Origin of the sequence: Promicromonospora sp. NPDC023805 (assembly GCF_040639635.1) — a bacterium.
GTDB lineage: Bacteria > Actinomycetota > Actinomycetes > Actinomycetales > Cellulomonadaceae > Promicromonospora.
Map to the genome: position 1 here is coordinate 271,114 of NZ_JBFAAH010000003.1, position 14,709 is coordinate 285,822.

A 14,709-nucleotide genomic window follows, 5' to 3' on the forward strand; every position below is an offset into this window, starting at 1 on the left:
GGTCTCGACAAAGCTCGACCACCGAACGGGTCAGTTCCCGGCGGGTTCCAGGTCCTTGAGCTGGTCGATGCCCGAGCGGTGGCCCAGCGGGACCTCCTTGATGAGGGAGACGCAGAGCAGCGCGATCAGGGCCAGCGGCACGGCGGCGAGGAAGATGTCCGCGATGCCGTTCGCGTACGCCTTCTCGACGACCTCCACCAGGATGTGCGGGAGTGTCGCCAGGTCGGGCAGGGTGCCGCCCCCGGAGGCGAGAGCGGACGGGTCGATGCCCTGCTCCGCGAGCTGCGGGGCGATCTCGGTGATGCCGTCCTGCAGGCTGGTCTTCACGCTGTGCCCCAGGATCGCGCCGAGCGCCGAGACGCCGATGGCGCCGCCGAGCGACCGGAAGAACGTCACGGTCGACGTACCCGAGCCCGAGTCCTTGATGTGCAGCGTGTTCTGCGTGGCCAGCACCATGTTCTGCATGAGCAGGCCGACGCCCGCGCCGAGGATGAACAGGTAGATCGAGACCAGGACGAACGACGTGTGGTAGTCCAGCGTCGACAGGAGCAGCAGGCCGACTGTCAGGAGCACGCCGCCGGTCACCATGTACGGCTTGTACCTGCCCGTCTTGGAGATCAGCTGTCCGCTGACCGTTGACGACAGGAACAGGCCGACGACCATCGGGATCGTGTACAGGCCCGACTCGGTAGGCGTCTTGCCGCGCGAGAGCTGCATGTACTGGCTGAGGAACACCGACGAGCCGAACATCGCGACGCCGACGGAGACCGATCCGATGACAGAGAGCACCAGCGTGCGGTTCTTGAACAGGTACATCGGGATGAGCGGGTTCTTGACCCGCAGCTCCACGAGCACGGCGATCGCCAGGATCAGCAGGGAACCGCCGAGCATGGCCGCCGTCTGCCAGGAGAGCCAGTCGAACTCGGTGCCGGCGAACGTGATCCACAGCAGCAGGGTGGCGATACCGACGGAGATCAGCGTGGCGCCGATGATGTCGATCCTCGCCGAGCCGCGCGGGCGCTTCGGGAGCTTGAGCGTCATCTGCAGCACGATGATCGAGGCCACCGCGAACGGCAGGCCAACGAAGAAGTTCCAGCGCCAGCTGAGGGCGTCGGTGAGGAAGCCGCCGAGGATCGGGCCGCCGACCATGCCGATGCCCATGATCGAGCCCATGAGGCCCATGTACCTGCCGCGCTGACGCGGGCTGATGATGTCGGCGATGAGCACGGCGGACAGGGCCTGCAGACCGCCGGCGCCGATGCCCTGGAAGGCGCGGAAGGTGATGAGCTGGCCGGTGTCCTGCGCGAACCCGGCGGCGGCCGCGGAGAGCACGGAGATGACCAGCGCTATCTGGATCAGCGTCTTGCGGTTCGTGAGGTCGGCGAGCTTGCCCCAGATCGGGGTGGAGATCGTCGAGGTGAGCAGGGTGGCGGTGACGACCCAGGTGAAGGCCGACTGGTTGCCGTCGAGGTCGGTGATGATCTTCGGCAGCGACGACGAGACCACCGACATCGCCAGGACCGAGACGAACATGCCCAGCAGGATCCCGGACAGGGCCCGGAGGACCTCGCTGTGCGTCATGGCGGGTGGTTCGCCCTGGAGGTGGTCGGGCTCGACCACGGTGGACTGGGTGGTGGGGCTGGTCATGCAAACTCCTGCTGGTTCTGGGGTGTTCTCCGGTGCGCCGTGTCCGCACTGATGGTGTCGACGAGGCGGTGCAGCGTGCGGGTCGCCTCGGCGAGGTCTTCGGGCGACCAGGCGGCGAACGCCCGGTCGATCAGGTTCGTGTACTGCTGGGCGGCCTCGGCCGCCAGGGCTCGCCCTGCGTCGGTCAGCTCGACCGTGCGCACCCGGCGGTCCTCGGCGTCGACCGTGCGGACCACGTATCCGGCGTCGGCCAGCGTGCTGACCTGACGGCTCGCTACCGAGAGGTCGACGCGCAGGTGCGCCGCGAGATCGGTCAGGGAGGCCGGGCCGCACTTGGCGAGCAGGTGCAGCACGGCGACGCCGGACCGGGGCCAGTCGAGCTCGTGAGCGACGCGTGCCGCCGCTTCCCGCTGGGCGCGCGAAAGACTCTGGAGCGCGGAGATCAGGGTGACGGCCGGAACTTCTGTGCCGGACGGCGTCCGGCTGGGTGGGGAAGTCATCAGTGCCTCACAATTGATTGCTTAGAGCAACTATATGAAGATTGGTTGCCCAACGCAAGCGTTCTGCGGGTGTCGGCTGGTCAGCCGGTATGTGACCTGCGCGACACGCTCGGTCGGACGGGCGGCGGGGGCATGAGAACGGCGCCGCCCCCACGTGGTGGGGACGGCGCCGTCGTCGGTCGGCCGGGTGGTGCGCTCGGGTCAGGCCCTGGTGCGGCTCTCCTCGCCCATGTCCTCGAGCTCCATGCCCTTGGTCTCGGGCACCTTGGTGAGCACGAAGAAGAAGCTCAGCGCCGCGAAGGCCGCGTACATCAGGTACGGGACGCTGGCGCCGAAGGCGGCGAGCATCGGCGGGAACGTCAGGGTGATGGCGAAGTTGGCGATCCACTGCATGGCCGCTGCGACGCCCAGGGCGGCGGCCCGGATGCGGTTGGGGAACATCTCGCCGAGCAGCACCCAGACGAGCGGGCCCCACGAGGCGCCGAAGAAGACGACGAACGCGTTGGCGCAGATCAGGGCGATGACGCCCCAGGGGCCGCTGAGCGAGATGTCGTCGCCCGAGCCGGTCGCCTGGGTGAACGCGATGGCCATGAGGCCCAGCGACACCGCCATGCCTGCCGACCCGATGAGCAGCAGCGGGCGGCGGCCCACCTTGTCGATGAGGGCGATGGCGATGAACGTGACCGCGACGTTGGTGATCGACGTGATGGTGGAGACCAGGAAGGCCTGGCTCTCGTCGAACCCGACGGCCTGCCACAGCGTGCTCGAGTAGTAGAAGATCACGTTGATGCCGACGAACTGCTGGAACACCGACAGCAGGATGCCCACCCAGACGATCGGCTTGAGCCCGAGGGCGCTGCCGCGGAGCGACGCCTGGTTGGTGTTGGCCTCGTCGACCGCGATGCTGTGGTGGATCTGGGCGAGGCGGTCGTCGACGTCCTCGTCGGGGCCCAGCACGCTGGCCAGGACGGCCCGCGCGTCGTCGTCGCGCCCCTTGGCGGCGAGGTAGCGCGGCGACTCCGGGATGCGCAGCGCGAGGATGCCGTAGACGGCGGCCGGGACCACTGCCACCAGGAACATCCAGCGCCAGGCCTCCCAGCCGAGCCAGAGCACGTTGGCGGCGCCGCCGGCAGACTCGGCGAGGATCTGGTCCGAGAGCAGCGCGGCGAAGATACCGACGGTGATCGCGAGCTGCTGCAGCGAGCCCAGGCGGCCCCGCATGGCAGCGGGCGCGATCTCCGCGATGTACGCGGGCGCGATCACGGACGCGATGCCGATGCCCACGCCGGCCATGAAGCGCCAGACGGCCAGGTCCCACGCGGAGAACGCGATGGCGGACAGGATCGACGACACGAAGAACAGGATCGCGCCGAGCACCATGACGTGGGTGCGGCCCCAGCGATCGGCCAGCCGCCCGCCGGCCCACGCACCGAGCGCGCAGCCGAGCAGCGCGACGGCCACCACGAGTCCGGTGACCGAGGGGTCCAGGGAGAACTGGCCTTCGATGGCGTTCACCGCGCCGTTGATCACGGAGCTGTCGAAGCCGAACAAGAAGCCGCCCACCGCTGCGGCGATGGCGAGGGCCGTTGCTTTGCGGTGGGCTGATCTGGCGCCCGCAGTCGGGGCCGTGGAGGCGGTGCTCATACGATCGATGCTAAGTCTCACCCTGTGCGAGTCGCGCGGGGAGCCGTCCTGATCAGGTCAGGAACGGGAAGAGCGCCCACGTCGCGAGCGCTGCCACGAGGGCGGCGGCCGGGATGGTGAGCACCCACGCGACGGCGATGTTCTTGGCGACGCCCCAGCGCACGGCGGAGAGCCTGCGGGTGGCGCCGACGCCCATGATCGCCGAGGTGATGGTGTGCGTCGTGGAGACGGGTGCGTGCAGCATGAACGCGTTGACGTACAGCACGAGGGCCGAGACGGACTCGGCGACGAAGCCGCGTGCGGGGTCGAGCTCGATGATCCTGCGGCCGAGCGTGCGCATGATCCGCCAGCCGCCCGAGTAGGTGCCCGCGGAGATGGCGGCCGCAGCGGAGAGCTTGACCCACAGGGGGATGCCCTGGTCCGCGTTGGCCCAGCCCACGGTCAGCAGGGCCAGGTAGATGACGCCCATCGTCTTCTGCGCGTCCTGCAGGCCGTGGCCCAGCGCCATGGCGGCCGCCGACGCCGTCTGCGCGATCCGGAAGCGGCGGTTCGTCCTGGCCGGTGCCGCGTAGCGGAAGATCCACATGACGCCGACCATCACCGCGAAGGCGAGGCCGAAGCCCACCAGCGGCGAGATGATCATGGGCAGGACCACCTTGTCCACGATCGCGGACCAGTAGACGCTCATGCCGCCCGCGATGCCCGCGCCGACGAGTCCGCCGATCAGGGCGTGCGTGGACGATGACGGCAGGCCGAACCACCACGTGATCAGGTTCCACACGATCGCCCCGAGCAGCGCGCACAGCACGACGGCGAGCTCGGCGTGCGTGCCCGCGCCCTCGAGGTTCACGATCGACGTCGCGATCGTCTCCGCGACCTCCGTGCCCAGCAACGCTCCGGCGAAGTTCATGACTGCCGCCATGACGAGCGCGACCCGCGGGGTCAGGGCCCGCGTCGACACCGACGTCGCGATGGCGTTGGCGGCGTCGTGGAAGCCGTTGGTGAAGTCGAAGCTCAGGGCGAGCGCCACCACGAGGACGACGAGAGCGACCTCCAACTCAGGACTCCTTGAGGGCGATGGTCTCGACCATGTTCGCGACCTTCTCGAAGCTGTCCGCGGCGTTCTCGAGAACCTCCACGATCTCCTTCAGCTTCATGAGCAGGACCGGGTCGCCGGCGAAGTCGTCGAAGAGCTGGGCGAGCAGCTTGCGGTGCAGCTTGTCCGCCTGGTTCTCGAGGCGGTTCACCTCCACCCAGTAGTCGGCGAGCTTGTCCATCGAGCGTAGGCGTGGCATGGCCTCCGCCGTGAGCTCCGCGCACCGCTGGAGCACCTGGACCTGCTCGGACACGCGGTCGGGCAGACCTTCGACCTTGTACAGGACGATGAGCTCCGCTGCCTCGTCCATCTCGTCCATGCAGTCGTCCAGCGCCGAGGCCAGACCGGAGATGTCCTCGCGGTCGAACGGCGTGACGAACGTCTGGTTCAGGCGGCGCATGATCGAGTGCGTAGCGTCGTCGGCGAGATGTTCGACCTCGTGCATCTCGTCGGCGAGCTTCTCCCGTCCGGCCCGGTCCGCACCGAGCAGCTCCGCCAAGAGGGACGAGCCCCGGACCAGATGCTGGGCCAGGTCGGCAAGAAGATCGAAGTACTTGGTATCGCGCGGAGTAAGGCGCACGAGGGCTCCCGTTCTAAGGGCTCTGGAACAGGCTCAGCGTAGAGCGCTTGCCGACTATCGCCAATTTGCAAGGTTGCGCTTTGGTAGCCCGTGACAAAGGGCACAGATGTGCGGGCAGGATTCCGTCGACTGCGTTGTCGGCCGGGAAGGGAAGCTGGAGCGACGCCGAACCGGGAGCGCCTCTCGGCGCGGGGCCGCTCGTAGCGGCTTGAGGTGGAGCCCGGGGCATCCGCAGCCCGGCGTCGCTTGCACCATCCTAATCGCGTGCGGGGATCTGCCAAGGGGGTCTGACGTCACAGCGCTGAGGGCGAACGCCACTTGACAGGCTGTCGGCCTACTCGAGAGAGCCGGTGCGCCACAGGCCTCCGGCCCGTTCCAGCTCCTCGGCGGTGCGCAGCAGGGAGCTCGCACTGCGGGTCATCCGGGTGGCGCCGGTGGGGTCGGCGACCTCGCGGGAGTCCGCGTCGAACGCGGCTCCGGTCGACAGGATGCGGCAGAACGCGCCGGCCCGTTCGAGGGCGACGGCGAGGTCGCCGGTGAAGACGCCGGAGAGCACCGCGTCGGCAAGGATCTGCAGGTCGCCCGGTTCCGGAGGGCTCGGGACGCCCGCGACGGCCTCCTGGACCGGGGCGGCTTCCACACCCAGCCGATACCGGAGCATGACGGTAGGCATGTCGCGGCGCACCCACTCGCGCAGCACGTAGAGGCGCCAGAGCGCGCCGGGCAGCGAGACGGCGGCGGCGTCCGCCCACAGGCCCGCCACAGTGTCGAGGCCCTCGTTCTCGACCAGGTGGATGAGCCGTTGCACCACAGCCGGGTCCTCGGTGGTGCGCGCCCGGTCCACCAGCGCGCGTGCGGTCGCGTGCGCCACCTCGTCGCGCATCGCGGGGTCCACCTCCCCGGGAAGCGCGTCGGCGTCCCGGGGGTCCAGCATGGCCGGCCGTCTGGGCGGTCGTTTGTCGCTGCTCATGGTGACCGATAGTGCGCCCGAAGTAGCACGTGTGTCCACCACCACGGTCACCAGACCAGCGGAGTCACCTTCTCGGTGGCCACCACCAGGGGTCCAGAGGTGGTGTCGGCGACGTGCGCCACGAGCAGCTCCCCGGGCTCGAGGAACGGGTCGCTCGACGGCAGCCCGTCCGCCACCGCGCGCGACGCGTGCCTGCCCAGCACGTCGAGCACTGTCGGGAGGACCGGGCGATGGGTGCAGATGACCGAGGACTCGGTGGTCTCCTCCAGAAGGGCGCGCACGGTCGCCGCGACGCGCGACGGTGACCGCTCGTGCTGGGCCTCGGTGAGGTACTCGCTGTAGCTCGGCCGCAGGCTCGCGGCCCTCACGTACGGGTCGATGGTGGTGGCGCACCGCTCCCACCGGGAGCTGATCACGTGCTCGACGCCGTAGGCCGCCAGCACGGGGACCAGTGCCGCCGCCTGGCCGTGCCCGAGCGGGGTGAGCGGGCGGTCCCGCTCCGCGCCGTGCCAGCCGGTGCGCGGAACGGCCCGGCCGTGCCGCGCGATGACGAGCGTCCGGGTCTGCAGCACACCCTCGGACTCGGCGGCGACCAGGGCGTTCAGCGGGCCCCGGTCCGACGTCCGCGTGAGGCGCTGCTCGGCCTCGTCCACGTCGAACCACTCGGTACGGTCGACCTCGTCCCGGTCGACCGGCGCCAGGGGAGCACGCGCCGTGAGCGACGCGCTGTCGCGTCCCTTGCGGACGCGGCGCGACGCCCAGTAGTGCACGCGCTTCACCGTGCCGTCGGGAGTCAGGTACTGGAGGCCCGGCAAGGGCCGGCCGAGCACTATCTCCTTGCCCGTCTCCTCACCGACCTCGCGGATCGCGGCGCCCTGGAAGGACTCCCCGATCTCGAGCTTGCCCTTGGGCCACGACCAGTCGTCGTACCGCGGGCGGTGCACCAGCTGCACCTGGAGCGCGCCGGAGCGACGGCGCCAGACGAGCCCCCCGGCGGTCATGACGACCGGGGTGTGCAGAGCCGCGGCGGGGGAGGCCGCCGTCGTCGGACCTGTGCCCACCACGGACCGCCGTCCGGTCACCGGACAGGCTCGAGCCGACGGCGCTGCCGCTGGATCAGGACCGCCTGCAGGTCGCGGAGGCCGGTGCTCTCCGCACCCGGGCTCGGACGTTCCCAGCTGCCGTCGGGCAGGAGGTGCCACGACGCCGTCGTGTCGGCCATGGACTCGTCCAGCAGGCCGAGCAGCTCGCCCACGTGGTTCGGGTCGGAGATCCGGATGAGCGTCTCGACCCGGCGGTCGAGGTTGCGGTGCATCAGGTCTGCCGAGCCGATGAACACCTCGGGGCCGGACTCCGGCCCCTCGGCGAGGGCTGGGCCCACCGAGTTGGCGAACGCGAAGAGCCGTGAGTGCTCGAGGAAGCGGCCCAGGATGGAGCGCACCCGGATGTTCTCGCTCAGCCCGGGCACGCCCACGCGGATCGCGCAGATGCCGCGCACCACGAGGTCGACCTGCACCCCCGCCTGGGAGGCGCGGTAGAGGGCGTCGATCACCGTCTCGTCGACCACCGAGTTGATCTTCATCTTGACCCACGCCTCGTGGCCGGCGCGGGCCGCGGTGGCCTCGCGCTCGATGCGCTCCACCAGGCCCGAGCGGACGGCGCGGGGCGCCACGAGGAGGCGGTGGAACGTCGACTTCGGGGCGTACCCGGAGAGCTGGTTGAAGAGCCGGGTCAGGTCCTGGCCGACGTCCGAGTTGCAGGTCAGCAGGCCGTGGTCGGTGTACAGGCGCGCCGTCTTGGGGTGGTAGTTGCCCGTGCCGACGTGGCAGTAGCGCAGCAGTGAGCCGTCCGGCTCCTGGCGCACCACGAGCGACAGCTTGCAGTGCGTCTTGAGGCCCACGATCCCGTAGACGACGTGCACGCCCGCCTCCTCGAGCTTGCGCGCCCAGGAGATGTTGGCCTCCTCGTCGAACCGCGCCTTGATCTCGACCAGCGCCAGTACCTGCTTGCCGGCCTCGGCGGCGTCGATCAGCGCGTCCACGATCGGCGAGTCGCCCGACGTCCGGTACAGGGTCTGCTTGATCGCCAGCACGTGCGGGTCGGCGGCCGCCTGTTCGAGGAACGTCTGCACGCTCGTCGAGAAGCTGTCGTACGGGTGGTGCAGCAGGATGTCCCGACGACGGATCGCGGCGAACACGTCGGTCGGCTTGGAGCTCTCGACCTCCGCGAGGTGGCGGTGCGTGGAGGGCACGAACGGCGGGTAGTGCAGCGACGTCAGGTCGAGGTCGGCGATGAGGTTGAGGCCCGTCAGGTCCAGCAGTGCGGGCAGCTCGTAGACCTCCTCGTCCTTGACCCCCAGCTCGCGGACGATCAGGTCGCGGATGCGCGGGCTGATGTCCTTCGCGATCTCCAGGCGTACGGGCGGCCCGAACCGGCGCCGGAGCAGCTCCTTCTCCATGGCCTGGAGGAGGTTCTCGGCGTCGTCCTCCTCGACGTCCACGTCCTCGTTGCGGGTGACGCGGAACGTGTGGTTCTCCCGCACCTCCATACCGGGGAACAGGTAGTCGAGGTGCTGCGCGATGACCTCTTCGAGCGGCACGAACGAGAGCGGTCCGCGCTGCGGGTCGGCCTTCTTGGTGCCGGGGCGCCGCGGCTTGCCCGACGCGTCCACCGCGATGAAGCGCGGCAGCAGCGGCGGCACCTTGACGCGCGCGAAGTGCTCCTTGCCCGTCGCCGGGTTCGCTACCACCACTGCGAGGTTCAGGCTCAGCCCGGAGATGTAGGGGAACGGGTGGGCAGGGTCCACCGCGAGCGGGGTGAGCACCGGGAAGATCTGCTTGCGGAAGAACTTGTGCAGGCGCTCCTGCTCCTTGGTGTCGAGCTCACCCCAGTGCACCAGGGTGATGCCCTCGCCGGCCAGCGCGGGCTGCACGTCGTTCTCGAACACGCGGGCGTGGCGCTCCATGAGTTTGTGCGCCTCGTCCGAGATACGCGACAGCGCTTGGCGCGGGCCGAGCCCGGACGCACTCGTGACGGCGATGCCCGTAGCGATGCGGCGCTTCAGGCCGGCCACTCGCACCATGAAGAACTCGTCCAGGTTGGACGCGAAGATCGCCAGGAAGCGGACGCGCTCCAGCAGCGGGATGCGCGGGTCCTCCGCGAGCTCCAGCACACGCTGGTTGAAGGCGAGCCAGCTCAGCTCGCGGTCCGCGAACCGGTCGACGGGCAGCGGCCCGCTGAGCACGGGGTCCAGCAGCCTGGTCCCCTCCGGGCTCTCCGCGATGTGCTCGGCGATGTGCGCGGCCAGGCTCGCGTCGGCGTGCGGATCCATGATGTCCTCCGCCGAGGCGCCTACCGGCAGGGGCGACGGCCCGGCGGCCTGCTTGGTCTTCTCCGCCACCTCGGCGGTCGCCAGCCTGTCGGCGCTCTTCCCCGGGCGGTCCCGGTGTCCGTCGGGTCCACCGTTCATGCTCTCGGTGCTTGTCGTACGAGGGCTCTGCTTCATGAATCGGCCGTTCTTGTCCCTGGTCCTGGCGGAGGTGTTCCCAGCGCTGTCCTTCATGTCGTTCATGGTGTCACCGTTCGGTACACAGTGGGTGACGCTCTCGGAGAGCGTTCGTCACGGGCGGGCATACTGAACGTGTACGGCGGCCCGCGTGAACCCGGCCCGTTCGTACGTCGCGAGAGCGGGCGTGTTGTCCCCTTCGACGTACAGCACGGCGCGCGTCGCGCCGGTACGTGCGAGGTGCGCCAGCCCGACATCCGTCATCAGCCGGCCCAGGCCCTTGCCCTGGTGGTCCGGGTCCACACCGAGGGCGTAGATCTCGCCGTCGCGGGCGCCGTCCGTCCCGCCCGGCTCGACCTTGGTCCACTGGAATGCCGCCGGATCGGCGCCGGCCGTACCCTCGGCGGCGTCCTCGCCCTCGGGTACCAGCAGGAAGAAGCCCTCGGGGTCGAACCACTCCTCGGCCTGGCGCGCGCGCAGGTCGTCGAGGGTCATCCGGCCCTGCTCCGGATGGGTGGCGAACGCGCGGGCGTTGACGCGGAGCCAGGCGTCGTCGTCGACCCCGGGGCGGAACGTGCGCAGGCGATAGCCGGCGGGCGCCGCGGGCAGCTCAGGCGCTGCGGGCTGCTCGAGGGGCCGTGCTGGGGTGGTTGGGCGGGTCGGGGTGGTTGGGCGGGTGAGGAAGAGAAGCTCACGCACCGGGCGCAGGCCCGCCGCCCGGGCGAAGCCGCGGGCAGCCTCCAGGTCACCGTGCGCCCAGACACGCAGCTGCTTGCCGTGCTGGCCGGGCTCGCCCGAGCGGGACGGGAGCGTCGCGTCACGCTCGGCGGTCTTGAGGAGCATGCGGCCTCGCCCGCCCAGCCGGTGCTCCGGATGGATCACCAGCTCGGCGCTCGCGGTCTCGCCCGAGCGGTCGACCTGGACGTAGCCGATGGTGCTGCCCGACGTGGTGTGGGCCACGACGTGCGTGATCCACTCGGCGTCCGTCCCCAGGTTGAGCAGCGGCTGCTCGGAGAGCGGCGCTACGCCGTCGTGGGACTCGGCTGCGGCCGCCAGGTCTCGGACGGCCTGCTGGGCGTCGGCGTCGAGCGGGCCGATCTCGATGGGGGCAGCGATACGCATACGCCCATCTTCTCCCGCTGGTCGAACTTGTCGAGACCAGGTCTCTTGCCGTTGGCCGAGCCTGTCGAGAACGTGGCCTCGACAGGCTCGACCAGCGGACGAGGGTCAGTCCTCCGAGGCGGCCGACGGCGCGGCCAGGCCCGCCGTGATCAGGTCCATCACCGAGGAGTCGGCGAGGGTGGTGGCGTCGCCCACCGCCCGGTCCTCGGCGACGTCGCGCAGCAGGCGGCGCATGATCTTGCCGGACCGGGTCTTGGGCAGCTCCTGCACCACGAGGATCTTCTTCGGCTTCGCGATCGGGCCGATCTCCTTGCCCACGTGGTCGCGCAGCTCCTTCTGCACCTCGGCCGCGCCCTCCTGCGTCGACGCCCGGCTCGCGTGGGTGCCGCGCAGGATCACGAACGCGACGACGGCCTGTCCGGTCGTCTCGTCGTTCGCGCCGACGACGGCGGCCTCCGCCACGATGGGGTTCGACACGAGCGCCGACTCGATCTCCGTGGTCGACAGTCGGTGGCCGGACACGTTCATGACGTCGTCCACGCGGCCCAGCAGCCAGATGTCGCCGTCGTCGTCCTTCTTGGCGCCGTCACCGGCGAAGTACAGGTTCTCGAACCGCGACCAGTACGTCTCCTTGTAGCGCTCCAGGTCGCCCCAGATGCCGCGGAGCATGGACGGCCACGGCTCGGACAGCACGAGGTAGCCGCCACCGCCGTCGGGCACGGGCTTTGCCTCGTCGTCGACGACCGTCGCGACGATGCCCGGCAGCGGGACCTGGGCCGAACCCGGCTTGGCCGCCGTGACGCCCGGGAGCGGGCTGATCATGATGGCGCCGGTCTCGGTCTGCCACCAGGTGTCGACGATCGGGGTCCGGTCGCCGCCGATGACGCGGCGGTACCACATCCACGCCTCGGGGTTGATGGGCTCGCCCACCGAGCCGAGCACGCGCAGGGAGGAGAGGTCGAACCCGCCGGGGATGTCGTCGCCCCACTTCATGCAGGTGCGGATCGCCGTCGGCGCGGTGTACAGGATCGACACCTTGTACTTCTCGATGAGCTCCCACCAGCGCCCGCGGTGCGGGGTGTCGGGCGTGCCCTCGTACAGGACCTGGGTCGCGCCGTTCACGAGCGGCCCGTAGACCACGTAGGAGTGGCCGGTGACCCAGCCGACGTCGGCAGTGCACCAGTAGACGTCGGTCTCCGGCTTGAGGTCGAAGACGTTCTTGTGGGTGTACGCGGTCTGCGTGATGTAGCCGCCGGTGGTGTGCAGGATGCCCTTCGGCTTCCCGGTCGTGCCGCTCGTGTACAGGATGAACAGCGGGTGCTCGGCCTCGACGGCCACGGGCTCGTGCACCGGGTCGGCGGCGGCCAGCGCCTCGTGCCACCACACGTCGCGGCCCTCTACCCACTCGACATCCTGCTTGGTGCGCTGGACGACGAGCACCTTCTGGACGGTGGTCGCCTCGGCGCCGTCCTTGGGCGCGAGCGCGTCGTCGACGGCGGGCTTGAGGGCCGACGGCGCGCCGCGGCGGAAACCGCCGTCGGCGGTGATGACCAGCGTGGCCTCCGCGTCGGCGATGCGGCTACGGAGGGCGTCCGCCGAGAAGCCGCCGAACACCACGGAGTGCGCGGCACCGATGCGGGCGCAGGCCAGCATGGCCACCACGGACTCGACGAGCATCGGCAGGTAGATGACCACGCGGTCGCCGGTCTGCACGCCGAGCGTGGTCAGGGCGTTCGCCGCGCGGGACACCTCCTGCTGCAGGTCGGCGTACGTGACCGTGCGGGTGTCGCCGGGCTCGCCCTCGAAGTGGATGGCGACGCGGTCGCCGTTGCCCGCCTCGACGTGCCGGTCCACCGCGTTGTACGCGGCGTTCAGCGTGCCGTCCGCGAACCAGCGCGCGACAGGGGCGCCGCTCCAGTCGAGGGTCTCGGTGAACGGCGTCTTCCAGGTCACGAGCTCCCGGGCCTGCTCGGCCCAGAACTCGAGGCGGTCCGCCGACGCCTTCTCGTAGATGTCGGCCTTCGCGTTCGCCTGAGCCGCGAACTCCTCGCTGGGCGGGAAGCTCCGGGTCTCGTGCAGCAGGTTCTCGAGGCTGGGGCTGGCTGCCGAGCCCGACGTCGGGTTGGTGTCTGTCACGGTGACCTCCGGTGCGCGTCTTCGCGTTCGTTGCAGGCAGGTGCTTGGCGCTGCCTTGACGTCTCTCTGGTCGGTGAGTGTAGTCCCGGACGGTGACAGTCCTCACAATCCGGTGTCACCACCTGAGACACCGGTCGGGCCACCCGGAATGGCACCCGGAATGGCCCGGGGACCGGCCACGTTGGAGGCTGGCGTGAGCCTCCTCTTCGAACCGATCACCCTCCGCGACCTGTCGGTCCCGAATCGGGTATGGCTGTCGCCGATGTGCGAGTACTCCGCGTCGGACGGGATGCCGAACGACTGGCACCTCGTGCACCTGGGCAGTCGCGCGGCCGGTGGGTTCGGGCTGGTGCTGACCGAGGCGACCGCCGTCGTGCCGGAGGGTCGGATCTCGCCGCAGGACACGGGCATCTGGAACGACGAGCAGGCGGTCGCCTGGAAGCGCACAGTCGACTTCGTGCACGAACGCGGGGCGCGCATCGGCATCCAGCTCGCGCACGCGGGGCGTAAGGCATCGACCTTCCGCCCCTGGTCCCCGCTGCAGGGCACGGCGCCGGCGGCCGACGGCGGCTGGCCGACCCTCGCCCCGTCGCCCGCACCGTTCCCCGGGCTCGACACCCCGGCGGAGATGTCCGCCGAGCAGGTGGCCGATATCCCTGAGCAGTTCGCCGCGGCCGCGCGCCGCGCACGCGAGGCGGGTTTCGACACGGTAGAGGTGCACGCGGCACACGGATACCTGCTCCACCAGTTCCTGTCGCCGCTCGCGAACTCCCGTACCGACGAGTACGGCGGCTCACCGGCCGGGCGCTCGCGGCTCGTCGAGGAGGCAGTCGGTGCGGTGCGGTCCGTCTGGCCGGACGAGCTGCCGGTGCTGGTGCGGCTGTCCGCGACGGACTGGCGCGACGACGGCCTCGGGGTCGACGACGTCGCGGCGGTCGCCGGTCGACTGGGCGCGCTGGGTGCGGACCTGATCGACGTGTCGACGGGTGGCGCGGCACCGGCGAACATCGCCGTCGGGCCGGGTTACCAGGTCCCGTACGCGCGCCGCGTACGGGAGGTCTCCGGGCTGCCGGTGAGTGCCGTCGGGCTCATCAGCGATCCCGTGCAGGCCGAGCAGATCCTCGTGGAGGGATCGGCGGACGCCGTCATGCTCGGTCGCGAGGCGCTGCGGGATCCGTACTGGCCGCTGCGAGCGGCGCACACCCTGGGCGCGAAGATCGGGGTCCAGCCGGTGGAGTCCGGGGTGGGAATGCAGCCGCAGTATGCACGCGGGCAGTGGCGGTGACCTGCTGCGGGGCTGTGTGGTGAACGCGATTCCCGTGCCTGCGGCGTTTCAACGCCGGGAGGAATGTGAGCGTGGTGATTCTTTTTCAGCGAGTGTGCATTCCGCGAAACGATTCGCCGTGCGGCCGGGCTCCTCGCAATTTCCGTTCGCGATCCGGAAGTGCGAGGGCCCGGCCACTGCGGTGGCGAGATCTCGGTCTACGAGTACGACGTCCGGGAGCATCC

11 protein-coding genes are annotated in these 14,709 nt (G+C 70.2%); 1 reads left to right on the forward strand and 10 read right to left on the reverse strand.

The window, feature by feature from the left end; all coding sequences use genetic code 11:
• Positions 1-30: 30 nt before the first annotated feature.
• The 10 genes from AB0F70_RS06060 to acs form a co-directional block, all read right to left on the reverse strand.
• Positions 31-1,647 (reverse strand): MDR family MFS transporter, encoded by a 1,617-nt coding sequence (locus tag AB0F70_RS06060; RefSeq protein ID WP_357444663.1) that lies wholly within the window; start codon positions 1,645-1,647, stop codon positions 31-33.
• Positions 1,644-2,147, reverse strand: a complete 504-nt coding sequence (locus AB0F70_RS06065; protein ID WP_357444666.1) for a MarR family winged helix-turn-helix transcriptional regulator — start codon at positions 2,145-2,147, stop codon at positions 1,644-1,646. Before AB0F70_RS06065 ends, AB0F70_RS06060 begins: the two co-directional genes overlap by 4 nt.
• A gap of 201 nt (positions 2,148-2,348) precedes the next feature.
• Entirely contained in the window at positions 2,349-3,791 is a 1,443-nt protein-coding gene (locus AB0F70_RS06070) for a sugar porter family MFS transporter (protein WP_357444669.1), read from the reverse strand.
• Positions 3,792-3,843: 52 nt separating this feature from the next.
• On the reverse strand, positions 3,844-4,848 hold the full coding sequence (locus tag AB0F70_RS06075; protein WP_357444672.1) for an inorganic phosphate transporter: 1,005 nt from the start codon (positions 4,846-4,848) through the stop codon (positions 3,844-3,846).
• Between the two features lies 1 nt (position 4,849).
• Positions 4,850-5,467, reverse strand: a complete 618-nt coding sequence (locus AB0F70_RS06080; protein WP_116673298.1) for a DUF47 family protein — start codon at positions 5,465-5,467, stop codon at positions 4,850-4,852.
• 334 nt (positions 5,468-5,801) lie between these two features.
• Positions 5,802-6,401, reverse strand: coding sequence for a hypothetical protein (locus tag AB0F70_RS06085; RefSeq protein ID WP_357444749.1), 600 nt, complete (start codon positions 6,399-6,401; stop codon positions 5,802-5,804).
• Positions 6,402-6,484: 83 nt separating this feature from the next.
• A complete protein-coding gene (locus AB0F70_RS06090; RefSeq protein WP_357444676.1) occupies positions 6,485-7,498 on the reverse strand; it encodes an NUDIX hydrolase in 1,014 nt (337 codons plus the stop codon).
• 17 nt (positions 7,499-7,515) lie between these two features.
• Positions 7,516-9,768, reverse strand: a complete 2,253-nt coding sequence (locus AB0F70_RS06095; RefSeq protein ID WP_357444752.1) for an RNA degradosome polyphosphate kinase — start codon at positions 9,766-9,768, stop codon at positions 7,516-7,518.
• 288 nt (positions 9,769-10,056) lie between these two features.
• Positions 10,057-11,064 (reverse strand): mycothiol synthase, encoded by a 1,008-nt coding sequence (gene mshD / locus AB0F70_RS06100; RefSeq protein WP_357444680.1) that lies wholly within the window; start codon positions 11,062-11,064, stop codon positions 10,057-10,059.
• Positions 11,065-11,169: 105 nt separating this feature from the next.
• Positions 11,170-13,200, reverse strand: a complete 2,031-nt coding sequence (gene acs / locus AB0F70_RS06105; protein WP_357444683.1) for an acetate--CoA ligase — start codon at positions 13,198-13,200, stop codon at positions 11,170-11,172.
• Between the two features lie 193 nt (positions 13,201-13,393).
• Between acs and AB0F70_RS06110 the strand changes: the two genes are divergently transcribed.
• Positions 13,394-14,485 (forward strand): NADH:flavin oxidoreductase/NADH oxidase, encoded by a 1,092-nt coding sequence (locus AB0F70_RS06110; protein ID WP_357444686.1) that lies wholly within the window; start codon positions 13,394-13,396, stop codon positions 14,483-14,485.
• Positions 14,486-14,709 lie beyond the last annotated feature (224 nt).

Bases quoted from the DNA above. Each gene is read 5' to 3' on its own strand.
- AB0F70_RS06060 (WP_357444663.1), bottom strand. From the start codon at position 1,647: ATGACCAGCCCCACCACCCAGTCCACCGTGGTCGAGCCCGACCACCTC.
- AB0F70_RS06065 (WP_357444666.1), bottom strand. From the start codon at position 2,147: ATGACTTCCCCACCCAGCCGGACGCCGTCCGGCACAGAAGTTCCGGCC.
- AB0F70_RS06070 (WP_357444669.1), bottom strand. From the start codon at position 3,791: ATGAGCACCGCCTCCACGGCCCCGACTGCGGGCGCCAGATCAGCCCAC.
- AB0F70_RS06085 (WP_357444749.1), bottom strand. From the start codon at position 6,401: ATGCTGGACCCCCGGGACGCCGACGCGCTTCCCGGGGAGGTGGACCCC.
- AB0F70_RS06095 (WP_357444752.1), bottom strand. From the start codon at position 9,768: ATGGATCCGCACGCCGACGCGAGCCTGGCCGCGCACATCGCCGAGCAC.
- mshD (WP_357444680.1), bottom strand. From the start codon at position 11,064: ATGCGTATCGCTGCCCCCATCGAGATCGGCCCGCTCGACGCCGACGCC.